General features: G+C 58.2%; 21 protein-coding genes. 12 read left to right on the top strand and 9 right to left on the bottom strand.

What is annotated here, in order from left to right:
• Positions 1 to 59 precede the first annotated feature (59 nt).
• Entirely contained in the window at positions 60 to 704 is a 645-nt protein-coding gene (locus tag ACR0ID_RS13500; protein ID WP_480494975.1) for a queuosine precursor transporter, read from the top strand.
• Positions 705 to 1,042: 338 nt separating this feature from the next.
• On the opposite strand, the gene ACR0ID_RS13495 is transcribed toward ACR0ID_RS13500, so the two are convergent.
• Positions 1,043 to 1,909, bottom strand: a complete 867-nt coding sequence (locus ACR0ID_RS13495) for a LysR family transcriptional regulator (RefSeq protein WP_480494973.1) — start codon at positions 1,907 to 1,909, stop codon at positions 1,043 to 1,045.
• A gap of 256 nt (positions 1,910 to 2,165) precedes the next feature.
• Between ACR0ID_RS13495 and ACR0ID_RS13490 the strand changes: the two genes are divergently transcribed.
• Both ACR0ID_RS13490 and ACR0ID_RS13485 read left to right on the top strand, forming a co-directional pair.
• Positions 2,166 to 2,414: an EF-hand domain-containing protein gene (locus tag ACR0ID_RS13490; RefSeq protein WP_480474506.1), complete on the top strand. Its 249-nt coding sequence runs from the start codon at positions 2,166 to 2,168 to the stop codon at positions 2,412 to 2,414.
• A 60-nt stretch (positions 2,415 to 2,474) separates the two neighbouring features.
• Positions 2,475 to 2,798 (top strand): SPW repeat domain-containing protein, encoded by a 324-nt coding sequence (locus ACR0ID_RS13485; protein ID WP_480519581.1) that lies wholly within the window; start codon positions 2,475 to 2,477, stop codon positions 2,796 to 2,798.
• Positions 2,799 to 2,847: 49 nt separating this feature from the next.
• Here ACR0ID_RS13485 and ACR0ID_RS13480 read toward each other — a convergent pair whose 3' ends face one another.
• Genes ACR0ID_RS13480 through ACR0ID_RS13465 form a run of 4 tightly spaced genes read right to left on the bottom strand, consistent with a single transcriptional unit; the run spans position 2,848 to position 5,574 of the window.
• Positions 2,848 to 3,882 (bottom strand): succinylglutamate desuccinylase/aspartoacylase family protein, encoded by a 1,035-nt coding sequence (locus ACR0ID_RS13480; RefSeq protein WP_480474510.1) that lies wholly within the window; start codon positions 3,880 to 3,882, stop codon positions 2,848 to 2,850.
• A 5-nt stretch (positions 3,883 to 3,887) separates the two neighbouring features.
• A complete protein-coding gene (gene rimK, locus ACR0ID_RS13475) occupies positions 3,888 to 4,793 on the bottom strand; it encodes a 30S ribosomal protein S6--L-glutamate ligase (RefSeq protein ID WP_480474512.1) in 906 nt (301 codons plus the stop codon).
• Positions 4,790 to 5,290, bottom strand: coding sequence for an ATP-dependent zinc protease family protein (locus ACR0ID_RS13470; protein ID WP_480474514.1), 501 nt, complete (start codon positions 5,288 to 5,290; stop codon positions 4,790 to 4,792). The genes rimK and ACR0ID_RS13470 overlap by 4 nt, the downstream gene beginning before the upstream one ends.
• 5 nt (positions 5,291 to 5,295) lie before the next feature.
• Positions 5,296 to 5,574, bottom strand: coding sequence for a hypothetical protein (locus ACR0ID_RS13465; RefSeq protein ID WP_480474516.1), 279 nt, complete (start codon positions 5,572 to 5,574; stop codon positions 5,296 to 5,298).
• A 96-nt stretch (positions 5,575 to 5,670) separates the two neighbouring features.
• Between ACR0ID_RS13465 and mgtE the strand changes: the two genes are divergently transcribed.
• Both mgtE and ACR0ID_RS13455 read left to right on the top strand, forming a co-directional pair.
• The gene (mgtE, locus tag ACR0ID_RS13460; RefSeq protein WP_480606124.1) at positions 5,671 to 7,035 is read left to right on the top strand and encodes a magnesium transporter; all 1,365 of its coding nucleotides are present in this window, start codon (positions 5,671 to 5,673) and stop codon (positions 7,033 to 7,035) included.
• Between the two features lie 56 nt (positions 7,036 to 7,091).
• Positions 7,092 to 7,541, top strand: a complete 450-nt coding sequence (locus ACR0ID_RS13455) for a CBS domain-containing protein (RefSeq protein ID WP_480606122.1) — start codon at positions 7,092 to 7,094, stop codon at positions 7,539 to 7,541.
• A 40-nt stretch (positions 7,542 to 7,581) separates the two neighbouring features.
• Here the strand turns inward: ACR0ID_RS13455 and ACR0ID_RS13450 are convergent, their stop codons facing one another.
• Positions 7,582 to 7,953 (bottom strand): YybH family protein, encoded by a 372-nt coding sequence (locus tag ACR0ID_RS13450; protein WP_480606119.1) that lies wholly within the window; start codon positions 7,951 to 7,953, stop codon positions 7,582 to 7,584.
• A gap of 376 nt (positions 7,954 to 8,329) precedes the next feature.
• Between ACR0ID_RS13450 and arfB the strand changes: the two genes are divergently transcribed.
• The 6 genes from arfB to smpB all read left to right on the top strand — a co-directional run bounded on the left by arfB (position 8,330) and on the right by smpB (position 12,460).
• On the top strand, positions 8,330 to 8,749 hold the full coding sequence (arfB, locus tag ACR0ID_RS13445) for an alternative ribosome rescue aminoacyl-tRNA hydrolase ArfB (protein ID WP_480474524.1): 420 nt from the start codon (positions 8,330 to 8,332) through the stop codon (positions 8,747 to 8,749).
• A gap of 60 nt (positions 8,750 to 8,809) precedes the next feature.
• On the top strand, positions 8,810 to 9,556 hold the full coding sequence (locus ACR0ID_RS13440) for an SDR family oxidoreductase (protein WP_480487861.1): 747 nt from the start codon (positions 8,810 to 8,812) through the stop codon (positions 9,554 to 9,556).
• An 82-nt stretch (positions 9,557 to 9,638) separates the two neighbouring features.
• Positions 9,639 to 10,655 (top strand): P1 family peptidase, encoded by a 1,017-nt coding sequence (locus ACR0ID_RS13435; protein WP_480606202.1) that lies wholly within the window; start codon positions 9,639 to 9,641, stop codon positions 10,653 to 10,655.
• A gap of 113 nt (positions 10,656 to 10,768) precedes the next feature.
• Complete coding sequence (locus tag ACR0ID_RS13430; protein WP_480606116.1) at positions 10,769 to 11,182, top strand: c-type cytochrome; 414 nt, start codon at positions 10,769 to 10,771, stop codon at positions 11,180 to 11,182.
• Positions 11,183 to 11,382: 200 nt separating this feature from the next.
• The gene (idi, locus tag ACR0ID_RS13425; protein WP_480606113.1) at positions 11,383 to 11,925 is read left to right on the top strand and encodes an isopentenyl-diphosphate Delta-isomerase; all 543 of its coding nucleotides are present in this window, start codon (positions 11,383 to 11,385) and stop codon (positions 11,923 to 11,925) included.
• 58 nt (positions 11,926 to 11,983) lie between these two features.
• Positions 11,984 to 12,460 carry an SsrA-binding protein SmpB gene (gene smpB / locus ACR0ID_RS13420; protein ID WP_267365868.1) on the top strand — a complete coding sequence of 159 codons (477 nt, stop codon included), beginning with the start codon at positions 11,984 to 11,986 and terminating at the stop codon, positions 12,458 to 12,460.
• Here smpB and glpK read toward each other — a convergent pair.
• The 3 genes from glpK to panB form a co-directional block, all read right to left on the bottom strand.
• A complete protein-coding gene (gene glpK / locus ACR0ID_RS13415) occupies positions 12,457 to 13,935 on the bottom strand; it encodes a glycerol kinase GlpK (RefSeq protein WP_480606111.1) in 1,479 nt (492 codons plus the stop codon). The genes smpB and glpK overlap by 4 nt on opposite strands.
• Positions 13,936 to 14,004: 69 nt before the next feature.
• A complete protein-coding gene (panC, locus tag ACR0ID_RS13410) occupies positions 14,005 to 14,856 on the bottom strand; it encodes a pantoate--beta-alanine ligase (RefSeq protein ID WP_480519591.1) in 852 nt (283 codons plus the stop codon).
• Entirely contained in the window at positions 14,853 to 15,692 is an 840-nt protein-coding gene (gene panB / locus ACR0ID_RS13405) for a 3-methyl-2-oxobutanoate hydroxymethyltransferase (RefSeq protein WP_480519593.1), read from the bottom strand. Before panB ends, panC begins: the two co-directional genes overlap by 4 nt.
• 168 nt (positions 15,693 to 15,860) lie before the next feature.
• Here panB and ACR0ID_RS13400 point away from each other — a divergent pair, with 168 nt between their 5' ends.
• Complete coding sequence (locus ACR0ID_RS13400; RefSeq protein ID WP_480519595.1) at positions 15,861 to 17,348, top strand: ABC transporter substrate-binding protein; 1,488 nt, start codon at positions 15,861 to 15,863, stop codon at positions 17,346 to 17,348.
• Positions 17,349 to 17,443 lie beyond the last annotated feature (95 nt).

Raw genomic sequence — 17,443 nt, 5'->3', positions numbered from 1 at the left:
TGCCTTGGGACGGTCCCTTGGCCAAGTCGCCGCTACCTTGTCAAAACGGGCATCAAAACATGCAACGTAACTTTATTCCCGGCATTATTGCCATGGCCGCCATTGTTGTGGCCTCGAACATTCTGGTCCAGTTCCTGATCCTTGACGGGCTGCTGACTTGGGGTGCTTTCACCTATCCGCTGGCCTTTCTGGTCACTGACATCATGAACCGCGTCTATGGCGTTGGTCCGGCCCGCAAGGTCGTGTTTGCCGGATTTGTCACCGGTGTCATCTGTTCGCTGATCGGCAGCCAGATCATGTTGCAGGGTGACGGGTTCACCTATGCTGCCGTACCGCTGCGCATCGCCGTTGCATCGGGAACCGCTTTCCTGATCGCGCAACTGACGGATGTTACCGTGTTCAATTCCCTACGCGGTGGTCGCTGGTGGCGTGCGCCGCTGGTGTCGACGCTGGTAGGGTCGGCACTGGATACCGCGATCTTCTTCACGCTTGCCTTTTCGGCTTCGGTCACCTTCTTCGGCGCCAATGCCGACGCTGCAATCAACTGGGCGTGGGAACCTGTTCCTTTCATGCTGTCCGGCCCGATGGCACCGCTTTGGGTGACGCTGGCTTTTGCGGACTGGATGGTGAAGCTTTCACTGGCGCTGATCGCCCTGATCCCGTTCAAGGTGATCGTTGCGCGGCTGACTGCGCAGCCTGTGTAAAAAAACGCTTTGAGAATGGCACAACTTGTGGCACGCTTCTTTTCAACCGCAACAGATAGAAAAGGAGGTGATCCAGTGTCAAGAAAGAGATTGGAGAGAGGTGTCGGAACAACCGGGGGGATCGCCCGTTAGGGCAGCCCTTGGCGGAGCGCTCGCTCCGGCTGGTCGATTGATCTAACCGACCCGACCTCCTGAACTTTCGAAGGGCCGTCCTGCTGGGGCGGCCCTTTTTGTTCCCGTCACCTTCTGGGGGCGGTCAAAATTCACTATGCGCTGGGGCTGGCTGAGTTCGATCCAATGTTAGAACCCGATCGCGGCAAAGGCGTGAATACGTGTTGTCAAAGCTTCGGTGCCTGGCCGCGTGCACTTGATGTCTGGCAAAGCTGCCGAGCGGCCTGACCCGGATATCCTTCTTCCTCGCTTTCATCGAACACGACATAGGCGGCATAAGCGAATCTGGGTGCCGTTTCGACCAGCTTGAGCCACCCGTTGCAAAGTTCCGGTTCGACAACGCGCCTAGGGAAATATCCGGCCGAGGGAACCGACCGAAGATATTGCAGGCCGAGGGTGCCTATGCCCAGCTGAAGGCGCGGCGCATCAAGCCCTGGAAAGTTCAGCATATGATCGGCGCGAAACTCCGGGCCCCAGTCTATCAGGATATAAGCGTTGCCCAGATCAGCGGGGAGGGCTTCCGGGCCGCTGCTGACAAGAACAAACTCGTCCTCGAAAAGCTGTAGCGCGGTCAAGCCAGGTGCGTTTCGCGGCCGGTACATGATGGCAAGATCCAGGTTGCCTTCCTCGATCTCGCGCGTGAGTGTTTCCGACGGGGCCGCTGTCGCCCGGATAGCGACGTCAGGAAGTGCCGCCATCAACTCGGGAAGGGCGTTGATCAGATAGCCGTCCCAAAGGCTTGGTGTTGCGCCGATTTCCAAAGCAGCTGCCATCGAGGCAGGCAGACCGGCATCCAGCTTGGCCTGGGTCCACGTTCGCACCAGAACCTGTGCATGTTTGAGGAAATGCCGCCCGGCAATGGTCAAGGTCGCACCAGACTTGCTGCGTTCAAACACGGGCTGTCCAAGCTGTTGTTCGAGCGTTCGGATTCGCATGCTAACGGTCGATTGCGTAACATGGACCTTGTCCGCTGCATCAAGAAAAGTGCCGGTTTCAACGACCGCAAGGAAGGTTCGGGCGAGTTCAATATCCATCGTTCACCTATTTGAATATTCGATATTATTGGCGATATAAATTCGTTATTCAACGCTATGCGAATGTGCGATATACGCCTTGTAGCGCGAAAGTGCCCCCACCGGATCGGACCGCCAATCAACAGTTTTCATCGCAAAGTGGACAACCCGATCTGCGGAACAGGTGCAATCTGTCTGCCTTAGATAAGCCTCCGACACCCTAGCGCTGCACCAACCCCTTAATGGGTAAACCGCCCATTCCCTGATGGAGAACAAAATGAGTCGAGTTTCTGTTGTTGCTCTGCTCGCGTCATTCCTTGCCCTTCCGGCCGCTGCGTTGCCGGTAGGACTGGACACGGACGGTGATGGTCTGGCTTCGCTGACCGAGCTACAGACAAAGTACCCCGATATTACCAGTGAGAGCTTTGCCGAAATTGACACGGATGCCGATGGTTTCGTCAATGACGAAGAAATGGTCGCCGCGGTCGAGGCCGAGTTGCTTCCTGATCCCAAAGGTGACGAATAAGCCGGGGTTGCCAAGAACATGAGAAACCCCTCTCCACCCTACAGGTGGATGCTTGCCGGGATGGGTATCTGGTTAGTGCTGTCCCCATTTGTACTGTTCAGCCAGAAAACCCTAGCTCACGGTTCGTCTGACCGTGAGTCGCTCGCCTTCATGACGATCGGTATTGGTGTGTTGGTCATGTCAGGCGCTAGCGGCCGGGGCCACCTTCTCGCACGGGTGGCTCCGGTATTGGCGGTTGGGGCAATACTGATCGCCGCGCCGGAGGTGCTGCATTTTACCGGTCATGGTGTGGCAGTGGCAAATGCTTGGCTCACGGGATCTGCGCTGATCGCGCTCGCCGCTTGGGAGGCGCTGGCGAGCAACAGATTGCGTGCAATCCTGTAGGCTGGCGCGGGGCGGGCAACTGCCCCGCGTTTTCTTTTGGCTCCAAAATCTAAATGATCTCGTCCTCATCGAACATCGGATCGCCGTCAAGCTGGCTGGCAATCGTATCGACCCGCATTTCGACATCCGAGCCGGTCGTTTCAGCTATATGAAACAACGCGTCGCCTTCATGAACGACAGGCAGATTTGTACGCCCAACGATGATACCCGTGGTTTCGCAGATGATATCGGTCCTGAGTTCTCCGAACGGGTCGGAAATGCGTCCAAGCAGGTCACCAGCGGCGACGTATTCTCCGGCGGCTTTGAAAGTCCGCAACAGGCCACCGGCGGGCGCGCGCATCCACGAACTTGACCTGACATGGACAGGCTTTTCGCGCACAGCGGCGATGCCACGCTTGGCAACCATTCCCTTTGCGTTCATCACCCGAAGGATGCCTGCAACCCCCGCCCGCGCAGACAGTTCGTCGAAACGCAGACCCTCACCACCTTCGAACAGCAGGATATCCACACCACGCTCTTGCGCGGCCTTGCGCAGTGACCCGTCGCGCAGCTTTGAAATCAGCACAACAGGCGCACCGAACGCATCAGCGTATTTGAGGGTGACATCCGAAGCCGGAGAGACGCGGATCTGCGGCAGATTGGTGCGGTGTATCGCGGCAGAATGAAGATCAATCCCCAGGTCCGACCGCTCGACGATCTCGGTCATGAAAAGATGCGCCAGCCGACCGGCCAGCGACCCTCCTTCGCTGCCGGGGAAGGATCGGTTCAGGTCGCGCCTGTCAGGAAGGTATCGGGAATGTGTCATGAAACCAAAGGCATTCACGATCGGGATAACCAGCAAGGTACCCGCAAGCTTGTCAAGCTGTGGCGCCCGAAGCAGCCGCCGTGCGATCTCCACGCCGATCACCTCATCGCCGTGAACGGCGGCACTGACAAACAGGACCGGTCCGGGGCGGCGGCCGTGAACCACGTGTACTGACATGCTCACTGGGGTATGATCCGACAGCACGCTGACCGGCAAATCCAGAGTGGTTCGTGTACCGGGCGGTACGCGAAAACCCCCGATTTCAAAGGGACCGCGCATCGCCTCTACCCACGGCCTCGTGTCTTCGTGTTGCCTTTGGCCGCATTCTTTTCGAGAAATTCGATGATTTTGCCCGCGACATCGATGCCGGTGGCCTTTTCAACGCCTTCAAGCCCGGGTGAGGAGTTCACTTCCATAACCACGGCACCGTGATTGGCCCGCAGCATATCGACACCACAGACATTCAGGCCCATCGCTTTGGCCGCACGCACGGCTGTCGAGCGTTCCTCGGGCGAGATTCTGATGGGCTTGGCGCTGCCACCCCGATGCAGGTTTGATCTGAACTCGCCCTCGGCCCCTTTTCGTTGCATCGCCGCGATCACCTTTCCACCGACCACAAGCGCACGAATATCCGTGCCGCCTGCTTCCTTGATGAACTCCTGTACCATGATGTTGACCTTGGCACCGCGAAACGCCTCGACCACGGATTTTGCCGACCGGTTTGAATCCGCAAGCACCACGCCGATGCCCTGCGTGCCCTCCAGCAGCTTGACCACCAGCGGAGCGTCCCCTGCCAGTTTGAGAACTTCGTCGGTCTGTTTCGGGTCATGCGCGAAGGTGGTGACCGGCAATCCGATCCCGTCACGTGCCATCAGCTGCATGGACCGCAACTTGTCACGGGATCTGCCAATTGCAACCGACTCGTTGAGCGGAAAGACACCCATGATTTCGAACTGCCGCAACACGGCCAGCCCATAGAATGTGACCGAAGCGCCGATCCGTGGGATCACCGCGTCATAGCGCCCAAGCTTCTTACCGTCGTAATAAACCTCGGGTCGGCGCGACGCGATATTCATGTAACAGCGTAGCGTGTTCACGATATCCAACTGGTGCCCGCGTTGTTCAGCAGCCTCTTTCAGACGCTGGTGGGAATACAGGTTTGGATTCCGGGCAAGCATGACAAGCTTCATTGATGTCGTCCTTCTGCGTCCTTGGATCTTGTCTTGCTTTTCATCTTTTTCGGATCTTTTCGTGCATCCAGAAGATATGAGTGGCCGGGATCGACAAGGATCCCACGCCTGCGAATGGCGGTACGGCCAAGGATCAGATCAAACTCCATCCTCGCGCGATTGGCCAGCGAAACGTCGATTAGCCACCGATGCCGTCCAAGCAGAAGCTGTGTTCTGACGATCAACCGGCGTTCCGGAATGCCACCAGTGTTCTTGATTTCCCGCTCGTCTACAACCCGCGTACGCACCCGGCCCGATGACCGGCGGTTATGGACCGGGATCATGAACTCGACCCATCGTTCGCCATCAACCTCGAACACGGTCTGGTCCACGGCATGCAGGGCTGCGGTTCTGGCACCTGTGTCTATCTTTGCCGGAATATGCTCGATCCCGAAATCAGGCAGGCTGATCCGCTCGCGCCATCCTATGACTTCGGGGTATCCTGTTTGTTTGACCATGGCGACTAAGCCACGCTGTCATCATTGGCGCGCCGGTAATTCACAAACGAATTCGCGCTCATTACAACGTAAAAACTATCCATATCGATTAACACGTACCCAAGTTCAAAAAGCGCGATCGACAGGGCGCGGATATCTGTTTCATACAAACGCCTGCGCCTGGCGATCCGACGCACCAGCTTGTCCGGAATGCGATACCGTCCGCTGACCTTGCCGCCAAACTCCTGATCGTACAAGGCGGCCAGACGTTCGGCTGCGGCTGATATCCAGTCATTTTCCTGCATGCACTTTCTTACAAATCAGAAATTTTATTGTCTATAGGCAAATATTTTCTGTTATATGGGTGAAAGTAAGAAACTTTTACCCCCACAGGTCGGCGGATGAGCGATACGGACTCCTTACCAAGGGAAACAGGGACGCAGCTTCAGCTGGCGTTGGAAAATCGCGACGGGGCGGCGCTGGCAGACCTGCTTGATCCGCTTTCGCTCAGCGATGCCTTGCGGGAATTGCTCAACCTGCCCGTTGACCAGCGAAGCGCCGCGCTCTCGTTGCTGCCGCCGGAACGTGCGGCCGAACTGGTCGAAGAAGCGCCAAACGCGCTGGCGGTCGATCTTGTTGAACGCATGTTTTCCGATCAGGCCGCCGAAATTATCCTTGAGCTGGATTCCGACATTCAGGCGGATGTCATCGGGGAACTTGAAGACGCCGATGCAGAAGCGATCCTTGCCCGGATGAATCCGGAAGATGCGGCGGATGTCCGGCGACTGGTCGAGTATGACGACGATGTCGCCGGTGGTCTGATGGTGGCCGAAGCCTTTACCTTTTCCGATGGTGATACAGTCGGAAAGGTTCTGCGGCGTTTCGCTCATGAAGAGTACGACCTTGAACGTTACCGTGGCCAGCACCCTTACGTTTTGAATTCCGATGGCGTGCCTGTCGGGGTGCTTTCATTACGTAGCCTGCTGTCCACACGGCGAAGCATCAAACTCACCGATATCATGGTGCCCCCTATCACGGTTCCGGCCAGCATGCCGCTGGAAGAACTGGAGGACCTTTTCGATGAGCACCCTTTTCTTGGGTTGCCGGTTGTCGAAACGGACGGGAATCTTGTGGGTGTCGTTTCCCGCTCTGCCGTGAATGAGGCCCTGCTGAAGCGCGCGGAATCGGCAAGCCTGAAACGCCATGGTGTCTTTGGAGACGAACTGCGATCGATGCCTTTGCCGCTCAGGGCGCGGCGGCGGCTTCAATGGCTGTCGGCCAACATAGTGCTCAACGTGATCGCGGCCAGCGTGATTGCCGCCTATGAACAGACCCTTTCTGCCGTGATCGCTCTGGCTGTGTTTCTGCCGATGGTCTCGGATATGAGCGGTTGTTCCGGCAATCAGGCCGTTGCGGTCAGCATGCGCGAGCTGTCGCTTGGTCTGGTCCGGCCCATTGATGCTATGCGGGTCTGGATAAAAGAGGTTTCGGTCGGCATCATCAACGGCTGTGTCCTTGGCCTGCTGATCGGACTCGTTGCCTGGATGTGGAAAGGAAACCCGTTTCTGGGTTTGGTGATTGGCGGCGCGCTGGGTTTGAACACGATCATCGCGGTATCGATCGGTGGCGTTCTGCCTTTGCTGTTAAAGCGCATCGGTCAGGACCCGGCGGTCGCCAGTGGCCCTTTGCTGACAACGATCACGGATATGGCAGGGTTTTTCCTGGTCCTGAGCCTTGCAACAGCGATGATGCCGCTCCTGAATTAGTGTTTTTCATGCGCCCTGATCAACACAGGGGTCGGGCGCTCAACCACGAGGAAGAGATGACGATCTCAAGCATTGTCAAAACGCAGAACCTTAAAAAGCCGCCATTTTGCGACACTGACACAACGGTGTTCGACGCGGCCGTCACCATTGCGTTGCTGGATGTGAACGCGCTGGCGGTTCTCAGCGAAGGGAAGCTGGTCGGGATAATCACGGATCATGACGTGCTGCTGTGCCTGGCAGATTCCGGCTCAGCTTTCTACAAGCAGACAGTGGGTGACTGGATGACGGAAAAACCTGTCACCTGCGCGCTGGGCTCGAAGTTGTCCAATGGTCTTAATCTGATGGCCAAACACAAAATCCGAAATCTTGTCGTAACTCAGAATGGAAAAGCAATTGCCATCGTCAGTAGTAAAGAAATCCTGGCACGGGTGCATGAGGAAGACGAGTTGGAGCTGAATGTGTTGCGTGACATCGCCCGCGGTGCTCAGGGCCAATCAATAGCCTGACACCCCGGTTCCATGTCTGCTCACTCTTCATTCAGGGCCGCTATGGAAAGTCACTGTTAAAGATGGAAATGCTGACTTTCCAGGTGCCATCTGTCTGGCGTTTCAGGGCGTTCACAAACTTCCCTTTCTCCGGCGGGTCAGAATCAGCGATAGCAAAAGACCCGACCTGATAGGCAGTATCGCCATCCACACTGAAATCGATCAACTCATTTGTATGCGTTCCACCGGTGTTTTCTTTCATTCTTTCCCGATAGGCTGCGATGAACGCCTCGCGCCCGCGCAGCAGGGGTTCTCCGGGCGCCAACAACATGACGTCTTCGGTAAAGAACGCAGCGCAGCCAGCAGCATCGCCTCGGTTAAATGCCTGATTGTACGCTTCATCAAAGTCTTCGAGCACGCGCCTCATATCCATGACGATCCCTTTCACAACCAACATTCACGAAAGATCGTTGCAGCCCTTCGCGCATTCGATTCTGCATAAGTAACGCAATATGGCCACAGCGTTGGCGGCACCTGACGTTAAATGAGCTGGGCTTGGAATACCTGACGGCGAACGCAACTGATGCGAACGGACGTCCCAGCCACCGCCAGGATTCTGCATTGCGCGAACTGCCAAAGCAGGCTTGATCGCACATATGCACTGCGCTAGGCACCGAGGATGAGGAGACTTGCTGAAATGCTGTGCCGCTATGGCTTACGCCCGCCCGCCTGTTGCGGGTTTCCGACGGCTCGGGTCAGGATCGCGACTCTTCCTTTTCATTCGCCCAAGTCACCAAGCTGACACTGACATGCTGCGCATCACCGAAGATATTGCTCTGCAAGACTGGGAAATGACCGAAAGCTTTGTACGATCGTCCGGTCCCGGAGGGCAGAATGTCAACAAGGTGTCGACCGCAGTCGAGCTGCGCTTCGAAGCGGTACGCTCACCGTCCTTGCCCGATCCGGTCAAAGCCCGGCTAAAGCGACTGGCCGGGCGACGCTGGACCAAAGATGGCGCAATCATCATTCAATGTGAGGAAACACGCTCGCAGGCCCGCAACCGTGAAATCGCGCGCGCGAGGCTGGCAGAACTGATCGCCCGCGCGCTGGTCAAACCCAAACGGCGGATCGCAACGAAACCGACCTATGGTTCGGTCAAGCGTCGACTTGCCGCGAAAAAGGCGCGTGGCGACGTCAAGGCGCTGCGGGGCAAGGTGTCTGAAGATTGATCTGGCATCTTGCCGGGGCGTTGATAGTCTGGCCCGCAAAGGCTGCAAAAGGGCAACGTCATGAGGCTGGAGGGAAAAACCGCAATCGTCACCGGTGGTGCATCGGGTTTTGGCGCGGGGATCGTGCAGAAATTCCTGGCCGAAGGCGCACGCGTCATGATCGCGGACATCAATGGTGACGCAGCCGCTGATATGGCGGGGCAACTTGGGGCCGGGGTATTGGCGCACCAGGTCGACGTCGGCAATAGGGCTTCAGTTCAAAAGATGGCGGACACGGCACTCGCCGCCTTTGGGGCGCTCGATATTCTGGTAAACAACGCAGGTGTCACCCACTTGCCAACCCCTCTGGAAAATGTCACCGAGGATGATTTCGACCGGGTCTTCAAGGTGAACATGAAGTCCGTCTATCTGACCGCCCGGGCATTTGTTCCCCATATGAAGGCGCGCGGCGCGGGTGCAATTCTGAACGTAGCCTCGACGGCGGGCCTGTCTCCGCGCCCGAATCTGAACTGGTACAACGCGTCCAAAGGGTGGATGATCACGGCAACCAAGACCATGGCGGTCGAACTGGCCCCAACCGGCATACGCGTGAACGCGATCTGCCCAGTGGCGGGCGAAACACCGCTGTTGAAATCTTTCATGGGCGAAGACACGCCCGAGATCCGCGCCAAGTTCCTGGCGACCATCCCACTGGGACGGTTTTCAACACCCGAAGATATGGCCAACGCCGCCTGTTTCCTGTGTTCGGACGAGGCCAGCATGATCACCGGCACCGCGCTCGAGGTCGATGGCGGCCGATGTATCTGATCCGATCTTCATCTGGCCAAAAATATCCCCGCCGGAGGCAGCGCGCGCCCGCGCGCTTCCCCGCACCAATCCCGAGTTCAAGATGATCCCTGGACCAAGAAACCTGATTACCGATGTCCCCGGCCTGGCAGTTGGAAACGCTCAGGACGATGCGCTGAAGTCCGGGACCACGGTCCTCACGGCAGATAAACCGTTCGTTGCGTCGGTCCATGTGATGGGCGGGGCACCTGGTACGCGCGAAACCGATCTGCTTGCGCCTGATAAAACCGTCACAGGGGTGGACGCGCTGGTTCTGTCCGGCGGATCGGCCTTTGGACTGGACGCCTGCTCGGGTGTTTCAGATGCGATGTGGGCTGAAGGGCGCGGGTTTCCCGTCAGTTCAGCGAAGGTTCCGATCATTCCCGGCGCGATCCTGTTTGACCTGCTCAATGGCGGTGCAAAGGATTGGGCGGAAAACCCCTATCGTGCGCTGGGGCGGGCTGCTTATCTGGGCGCTTCAAAAGATTTTGATTTGGGGTCCGTCGGGGCGGGCACCGGGGCGTTGGCCGCAATGCAGAAGGGCGGGCTTGGCTCTGCCTCGTCCATTCTGCCTGATGGAGTCACGGTCGGGGCCCTCGTTGCGGCGAACCCGCTGGGCAGTGTCACAACACCGGGTGACCGGCATTTCTGGGCAGCCCCCTTCGAAGTTGGCGATGAATTTGGCGGGCTGGGCCCCGATATGTCGCCGGATCAAAGCCGGATCCGCCGCAGCCGCAAGGCGTTGGCCATGAGTCCAGCGGAACCCGAACAGACAAACACGACCATCGCCATTGTCGCCACCGATGCCGTTCTGACCAAACCACAATGCCAGCGCCTTGCAGTAGCGGCGCATGACGGAATCGCGCGGGCCATCCTGCCTGCCCATACCCCCAACGACGGCGATTTGGTCTTTGCCCTCAGCACAGCAGCACGTCCGTTGCAGTCAGAGGCCGATCTCACTCTGATCGGGCACGCGGCCTCGCTGTGCCTGTCCCGGGCCATTGCGCGGGCGGTCTATCTGGCGACCCCGGCGGAAGGAGACCTGTTGCCCTGCTGGACCACTGTACATGACTTAAGTTAAGGACACACCATGTGTCGCAGTGGCACTGTAGATGCGCGCGGCAATCCGCGCGTTGACACTTTTATGCGCCGGGGGTCCATTCGGTGCAGCCAATTTGTATCGGAGCACAAGCTATGAATCGTATCCTCACTATCGCAATCGCTGGCCTGCTGGCGCTGCCCGCTCATGCCGAAGGCGATGCCGAAGCCGGTGAGAAAGCTTTCAACAAATGCAAGTCCTGCCACATGATCGCTGATCCGGCCGGAGAAGTCATCGTCAAAGGCGGAAAAACTGGCCCCAACCTCTATGGCGTCGCTGGCCGCACTGCCGGAACCTACGAAGACTTCAAATATGGCGACAGCATCGTCGCAGCCGGTGAGAAGGGTTTGGTCTGGGGTGAGGCGTCCTTTGTGGAATACACGCAGGACCCTAAGGGCTTCCTGCAATCTTATCTGGACGACACTGCTGCCAAGTCGAAAATGACCTTCAAGCTGAAAAGTGGCAGTGAAGACGTCTTTGCCTATATCGTCAGTGTATCAGGCGAATAAACGCTAACATTGTGCACCCACGCACAAGGACCAAAGGCCGCAGCCCCTGCGGCCTTTGGTGCGATTGATACCAGTGTAGAACAGCGCCACTTTGGTATCTGACGGCAAACCGCAGAGTGTGCCGCAACGCCAAGCCGACCCGGCAATAGCTAAACCCAACATCAGCGCCCGTCAGGCGGATTGGCAGCAGGAGAGGACAGATGGGCATTATGATCCCGGCTTGGGTTGATGGTGAATTGACCCCGGTAGACAAACTTGAAGCTCACGAAAAGGGCCTCAAGCACAAGGCCGTGTCGGTGTTTGTCGTAAGGGGCACCGAGATTTTGTTGCAGCGCCGGGCGCTGGGCAAGTACCACACGCCCGGCCTGTGGGCGAACACTTGCTGCACGCATCCCGACTGGGACGAAAGCTCGTCAACCTGCGCCGTGCGCCGCTTGAATGAAGAGCTGGGGATCACAGGTCTTTACCCTGAATACCGTCACCGTTTGGAATACCACGCCGATGTTGGGAACGGCATGGTGGAAAACGAAGTGGTCGACGTTTTTCTGGCCCATGTGCGCGGACCGCTGAAAATAGCGCCTAATCCGGACGAAGTCATGGATATCCGCTGGATCGACTACCATGACCTGTTGGCCGAAGTGGCCCGCCACCCGGACCGGTTTACACCGTGGCTCAAGATCTACCTGCACAACCATGCGGACACGATTTTCGGCCCGGACCTGATCATTTCAGCCAAATCCTGACGCACTCCGAAAATCCCTGCCTTGCAAGGGCGGCCCAAGCCGCCTAAATCAACGCGTCATGGCCAAGCAGAAGACAGACCCGAATTACAAGGTAATCGCCGAAAACCGGCGCGCCCGCTTCGATTACGCAATCGAAGAGGACATTGAATGTGGCATCATCCTGCAAGGGTCCGAGGTCAAATCCCTGCGCGCGGGCGGCTCGAACATCGCCGAAAGCTATGCCACGGTCGATGACGGAGAGCTCTGGCTGGTCAACAGTTATATCGCGCCGTATGAGCAGGCCAAGATGTTCAAGCACGAAGAACGTCGCCGCCGCAAACTGCTGGTGTCCCGCAAGCAGATGTCGAACCTGTGGAACGCGACGCAGCGCAAGGGCATGACACTGGTGCCGCTGGTTCTGTATTTCAACCACAGAGGACTGGCCAAGGTCAAAATCGGCATCGCCAAGGGTAAGAAAACCCACGACAAGCGCGAAACTCAGGCCAAGCGTGACTGGTCAAGGCAGAAGCAGCGCTTGTTGAAAGATCACAGCTAGAACGCCATCGCCGCCTGAACCGCCCGTTGCCAGCGATCATAGGCCGCGTCGCGTTCGGCTTGTTCTTGCGTGGGCTCGAACCGGCGGTCCAGCGCCCATGTTTGGGCAAAACCGGCCTGATCCGGGTATATCCCGGCTTTCATACCTGCCAGCCATGCGGCGCCAAGGGCGGTCGTTTCCTGCATAACCGGGCGATCCACCGGGGCACCCAGACAATCTGAAAGACCTTGCATTGTCCAGTCAGATGCACTCATCCCGCCATCGACGCGCAGGATGACATCCGCCTCGGCCCCCCAGTCGCCCTGCATGGCGTGCCACAGGTCGCGGGTCTGAAAGGCGATGCTTTCCAGCGTGGCGCGGGCAATCTCGGCCCGGCCGGAATTGCGCGTCAGACCGAACATCGCACCGCGGCAATCCGGCTTCCAGTAAGGAGCCCCAAGACCCGTGAAGGCTGGCACCAGGATCACATGCTGGTTCGGGTCGGCCTGCGCCGCCAGATCGCCGCTTTGCGGGGCCGAATCGATGATCTGCAACGCATCACGCAGCCATTGCACGGCGGCCCCGGCGATAAAGATCGACCCTTCCAGCGCATAGGTGCGCTGACCGTCCAATTGGTAAGCGATTGTCGTCAGAAGACGGTTTTTCGATTCAACCGGCTGCGCACCTGTGTTCAGCAGTGCGAAACAGCCCGTGCCATAGGTTGATTTCATCATACCGGGCTGGAAACAGGCCTGACCGATGGTGGCTGCCTGCTGATCGCCTGCCACACCCAGAATGGGGATGTTCCCACCAAGCAAGGTGGTTGCGCCGAAATCCGAGGCGCAATCCTGCACGTTCGGCAACATATGAACGGGTACATCCAGCAACTCGCAAATCTCAGCACTCCAGGCGCCTTTGTGAATGTCGAACAGCAGGGTGCGGGCGGCGTTGGTGGCGTCAGTGGTATGGACACGACCTTCGGTCAGACGCCAGATCAGGAAACTGTCGATGGTGCCGAACAGCAACTCTCCGGCCTCAGCCCGCGCGCGTGCGCCTGAAACGGTGTCCAGCAGCCATTTGACCTTGGTGCCCGAGAAATAAGGGTCCAGCAGAAGGCCGGTTTGGGCGGTGACGTCATCCTCACACCCGGCTTGCTTGTAGCGGGCGCAGATTTCTGCGGTGCGGCGGTCCTGCCAGACAATCGCGTTATGGATGGCCTTGCCGGTCTGCTTGTCCCAGACCACGGTGGTTTCACGCTGGTTGGTGATGCCGATGCCGGTGATCTGGTCAGCCGAAACACCGACGCTTTTCATTACCTCGCGACACACATGCAGAACGCTGGACCAGATATCCTCGGGGTCGTGTTCAACCCAACCTTCTTGCGGGAAATGCTGGGGGAACTCCTGCTGAGCGGTGCCAACACGGTTCATCTGCCCGTCGAACAGGATCGCGCGCGAGGACGTGGTGCCCTGATCAATTGCTAAAATATAGGTCATGTCCGCTCTCCCCCGGTGTCATTTTGCGCGACTTTAGCGCAAACAACGGCGCCGGGGCCAGAGCAGAAATCAGACCGGATCGACGGGAATATTGTCGATCAGGCGGACGCCATCGGCCCAGGCCGTGACGAACAAGCGCGCGGGTTTGCAGGCATTGGGCAGGCTTTCCAGCGTCTCGGCGCAGCGCAGATCGATATATTCCACCTCGGTAAAACCAGCGTCCAATAATGCGGCTTTTGCGTCTTGCGCCAGCACCGTGAATTCCTTGCCAGCGGCAAGCTTATCCGCCACCCGCCGCATGACCTCGTTCATGCGGGACGCGACCTTTACGCCCTCGGGCGACAACAGCAGATTGCGCGACGACATCGCCAACCCCGAAGGCTCGCGCACGGTTGGGCAGCCAACAACCTCGATGGGAATGTCCAGATCGCGGGCCATGCGGCGCACCACCAGCAGCTGCTGGTAGTCTTTTTCCCCGAAATAGGCTCGATCCGCCTGCGTTTGCAGGAACAGCTTGGCCACTACAGTTGCCACGCCTTCGAAATGGCCGGGGCGGAAAGGGCCTTCCATCATGTCGGTCAAACCGGCCACGGATACCGTGGTGGAAAAGCCGTCGGGATAGATTTCCTGAAGGTCCGGCACATAGATCGCATCCACGCCATAAGGGGCCAGCTTTTGCGCGTCTTCATGTTCCGTGCGGGGATAGTTCGCCAGATCTTCGGGGTTGTTGAACTGCTTGGGGTTCACAAAGATCGTCACGATCACCCGGTCACAGTTTTCCTTTGCGGCCTGCGCCAGCGACAAATGCCCTTCGTGCAGTGCGCCCATTGTCGGTACAACGCCGATAACGTCACCTGCGCGGTGCCATTCTGTCGTCTTGGTTCGCAGTTCCGCCAGCGAGCGCAGGATCGGCGCGGTCACGTCTTTGGTCCTTTCGCCGGAGCCTGATCAGCAAAGACATGTTCGTCCGCCGGAAATGTCCGCGCACGCACTTCGGCCGCGTATTCTGCGATGGCGGCTTCGGCCAACGGGCCAAGCTCGGCATAGCGTTTGACGAATTTGGGTTTGAAGGCGGTGAAAAAGCCGACCATGTCATCGACGACCAGAATCTGACCGTCACAACCGGCGGACGCTCCGATTCCGATGGTGGGGATGGCAACCTGTTCGGTGATCCTGTCGGCCAGACCTTGCGGCACTTTCTCAAGCACCACGGAAAACGCGCCAGCCTCGGTCACGGCGCGGGCGTCTGCCATGACGGTTTCGGCCTGTTCGTCACGCCCCTGCACCTTGTAGCCGCCCAGTGTGTTGATCGATTGCGGCGTCAGACCGATATGGGCCATCACCGGGATGCCGCGCCTGACCAGAAAGCGGATGGTTTCGGCCATCTCGACACCGCCTTCCAGCTTGGCTGCCCCCGCACCTGTTTCCGCCATCAGCCGCGCCGCGTTGCGAAACGCTTGTGCCGGGCTTTCCTCATAGCTGCCAAACGGCATGTCGATAACCATCATCGCCGTGCTCAGCCCGCGTGCGACGGCCTGACCGTGCAGGATCATCATCTCCATCGTGACACCAAGGGTGGATTCCAGCCCGTGCAAAACCATCCCGACGCTGTCCCCCACAAGAACAAAGTCACAATGCGTGTCCATCAGGCGCGCCATAGGCGTCGTGTATGCGGTCAGCGAGACCAGAGGCACGCCGCCTTTTCGGGCTCGAATATCTTCGGCGTTCGGGGCCTTTTTGCGGGCGGTGGCGCTCATGGTTGGCTCCTGCAGTGCATATGTTGCAGTGCGGCATAGCAGATCAGCCGGGGCCAAAGAAACCCCGGTTGCGCGAACATTCCCTTGATTGACCTCAGGTTTAAAGGAACACTGCCGATAAAACGGCCCGGAAAACATGGGCGCAGATTTTCAGTTGGGAGAGTTCACATGACAAAACACGTGCTTCGGACATTCGCGTCGACCGTGGCGATCGGCGCCAGCCTGTTGGCAACGCAGGTTTTGGCCAAATCCGACATCACCATCGCCATGCAGCTGGAGCCCCCGCATCTAGATCCGACCAGCGCAGCAGCTCAGGCCATCGATTCGGTTGTCTACACCAACATTTTCGAAGGTCTGACCCGTTTCATGGGCGACGGTTCGGTCGTGCCCGGCCTTGCGGAAAGCTGGGAGATTTCCGAAGACGGCAAAACTTATACCTTCAAACTGCGCGATGGCGTGACCTTCCATGACGGCACGACCATGGATGCCGAGGATGTCAAATTCAGCCTTGACCGGGCCACGGCCGAGGACAGCGCCAACGCGCAGAAAGCATTGTTTGCAGGGATCGAAAGCGTCGAGGCCGTGGATCCGCTGACAGTCAGGATCACCCTGGCCGATCCGAACGGTAACTTCCTGTTCAATCTTGCCTGGGGTGACGCGGTGATCGTCGCGCCTGAAAGCATCGAGACCATCAAGACAAGCCCGGTTGGTACCGGCGCTTACACCTTTGGTGACTGGGTTCAGGGCGACAGCATAACACTTAACCGCAACCCCAATTATTGGGGCGATCAACCCGCTTTAGAGACTGCGACGTTCAAATTCATCTCAGACCCGACAGCCGCTTTTGCGGCCATGATGGCCGAAGATGTGGACGTGTTCGACAACTTCCCGGCACCGGAAAACCTGCCCCAGTTTGAAGCTGACCCGCGGTTTCAGGTTCTGGTTGGATCGACCGAGGGTGAAACGATCCTGTCCACCAACAACAAACAGCCGCCATTCAATGATATTCGTGTCCGGCAGGCGTTGGCCCATGCAATTGACCGGCAGGCCATAATCGACGGCGCCATGTTCGGATACGGCACCCCGATCGGGACACACTTCGCGCCACACAACCCCGCTTATGTCGATCTGACGGGCCAGTCTTCTTACGATCCCGAAAAGGCCAGGACTTTGCTGGCAGAGGCGGGATTTGAAAACGGGTTCGAGACAACTCTGCACTTGCCACCGCCATCTTATGCGCGCCGGGGCGGTGAAATTATCGCCGCACAGCTGGCCGAGGTCGGCATCACGGCTGAAATCATCAATGTGGAATGGGCCCAGTGGCTGGAATCGGTGTTCAAAGGCAAAGAGTTTGGCCTGACCATCGTCAGCCACACCGAACCGATGGATATCGGCATCTATGCGCGGCCCGACTATTACTTCCAGTATGACAGCATCGACTTTCAGACGCTGATGGAGACGCTGAATACCACCACCGACCCCGAGGCACGGACCCGTCTTCTGGGTGAGGCACAGCGCCTCATCTCGAACGATTATGTCAACGGGTACCTGTTCCAGCTGGCCAAGCTGGGCGTCGCCAAGGCAGGTGTTCAGGGCCTGTGGGAGAACGCTCCAACTGCGGCTATCGACCTGACTGCCATTTCCTGGTCGGAATGACACCAGTTGGCTGGGCCTGTTTGACGGGCCCAGCCTCACCATTGCGAAATGCGTTTCTTAACGATCATGAATAGCTTTGTTGCCGGAATCCTTCT

The organism is Ruegeria sp. AL2 (assembly GCF_056540845.1).
This window is presented reverse-complemented; position numbering and strand designations above follow the sequence as displayed.

Coding starts and splice junctions, on each gene's coding strand:
- panB (WP_480519593.1), bottom strand. CDS start 15,692: ATGAGCGCCACCGCCCGCAAAAAGGCCCCGAACGCCGAAGATATTCGA.
- ACR0ID_RS13500 (WP_480494975.1), top strand. CDS start 60: ATGCAACGTAACTTTATTCCCGGCATTATTGCCATGGCCGCCATTGTT.
- ACR0ID_RS13490 (WP_480474506.1), top strand. CDS start 2,166: ATGAGTCGAGTTTCTGTTGTTGCTCTGCTCGCGTCATTCCTTGCCCTT.
- ACR0ID_RS13480 (WP_480474510.1), bottom strand. CDS start 3,882: ATGCGCGGTCCCTTTGAAATCGGGGGTTTTCGCGTACCGCCCGGTACA.
- arfB (WP_480474524.1), top strand. CDS start 8,330: ATGCTGCGCATCACCGAAGATATTGCTCTGCAAGACTGGGAAATGACC.
- glpK (WP_480606111.1), bottom strand. CDS start 13,935: ATGACCTATATTTTAGCAATTGATCAGGGCACCACGTCCTCGCGCGCG.
- ACR0ID_RS13430 (WP_480606116.1), top strand. CDS start 10,769: ATGAATCGTATCCTCACTATCGCAATCGCTGGCCTGCTGGCGCTGCCC.
- ACR0ID_RS13465 (WP_480474516.1), bottom strand. CDS start 5,574: ATGCAGGAAAATGACTGGATATCAGCCGCAGCCGAACGTCTGGCCGCC.
- ACR0ID_RS13440 (WP_480487861.1), top strand. CDS start 8,810: ATGAGGCTGGAGGGAAAAACCGCAATCGTCACCGGTGGTGCATCGGGT.
- ACR0ID_RS13435 (WP_480606202.1), top strand. CDS start 9,639: ATGATCCCTGGACCAAGAAACCTGATTACCGATGTCCCCGGCCTGGCA.
- ACR0ID_RS13450 (WP_480606119.1), bottom strand. CDS start 7,953: ATGGATATGAGGCGCGTGCTCGAAGACTTTGATGAAGCGTACAATCAG.
- ACR0ID_RS13495 (WP_480494973.1), bottom strand. CDS start 1,909: ATGGATATTGAACTCGCCCGAACCTTCCTTGCGGTCGTTGAAACCGGC.
- idi (WP_480606113.1), top strand. CDS start 11,383: ATGGGCATTATGATCCCGGCTTGGGTTGATGGTGAATTGACCCCGGTA.
- ACR0ID_RS13455 (WP_480606122.1), top strand. CDS start 7,092: ATGACGATCTCAAGCATTGTCAAAACGCAGAACCTTAAAAAGCCGCCA.
- rimK (WP_480474512.1), bottom strand. CDS start 4,793: ATGAAGCTTGTCATGCTTGCCCGGAATCCAAACCTGTATTCCCACCAG.
- ACR0ID_RS13470 (WP_480474514.1), bottom strand. CDS start 5,290: ATGGTCAAACAAACAGGATACCCCGAAGTCATAGGATGGCGCGAGCGG.
- smpB (WP_267365868.1), top strand. CDS start 11,984: ATGGCCAAGCAGAAGACAGACCCGAATTACAAGGTAATCGCCGAAAAC.
- ACR0ID_RS13485 (WP_480519581.1), top strand. CDS start 2,475: ATGGGTATCTGGTTAGTGCTGTCCCCATTTGTACTGTTCAGCCAGAAA.
- mgtE (WP_480606124.1), top strand. CDS start 5,671: ATGAGCGATACGGACTCCTTACCAAGGGAAACAGGGACGCAGCTTCAG.
- ACR0ID_RS13400 (WP_480519595.1), top strand. CDS start 15,861: ATGACAAAACACGTGCTTCGGACATTCGCGTCGACCGTGGCGATCGGC.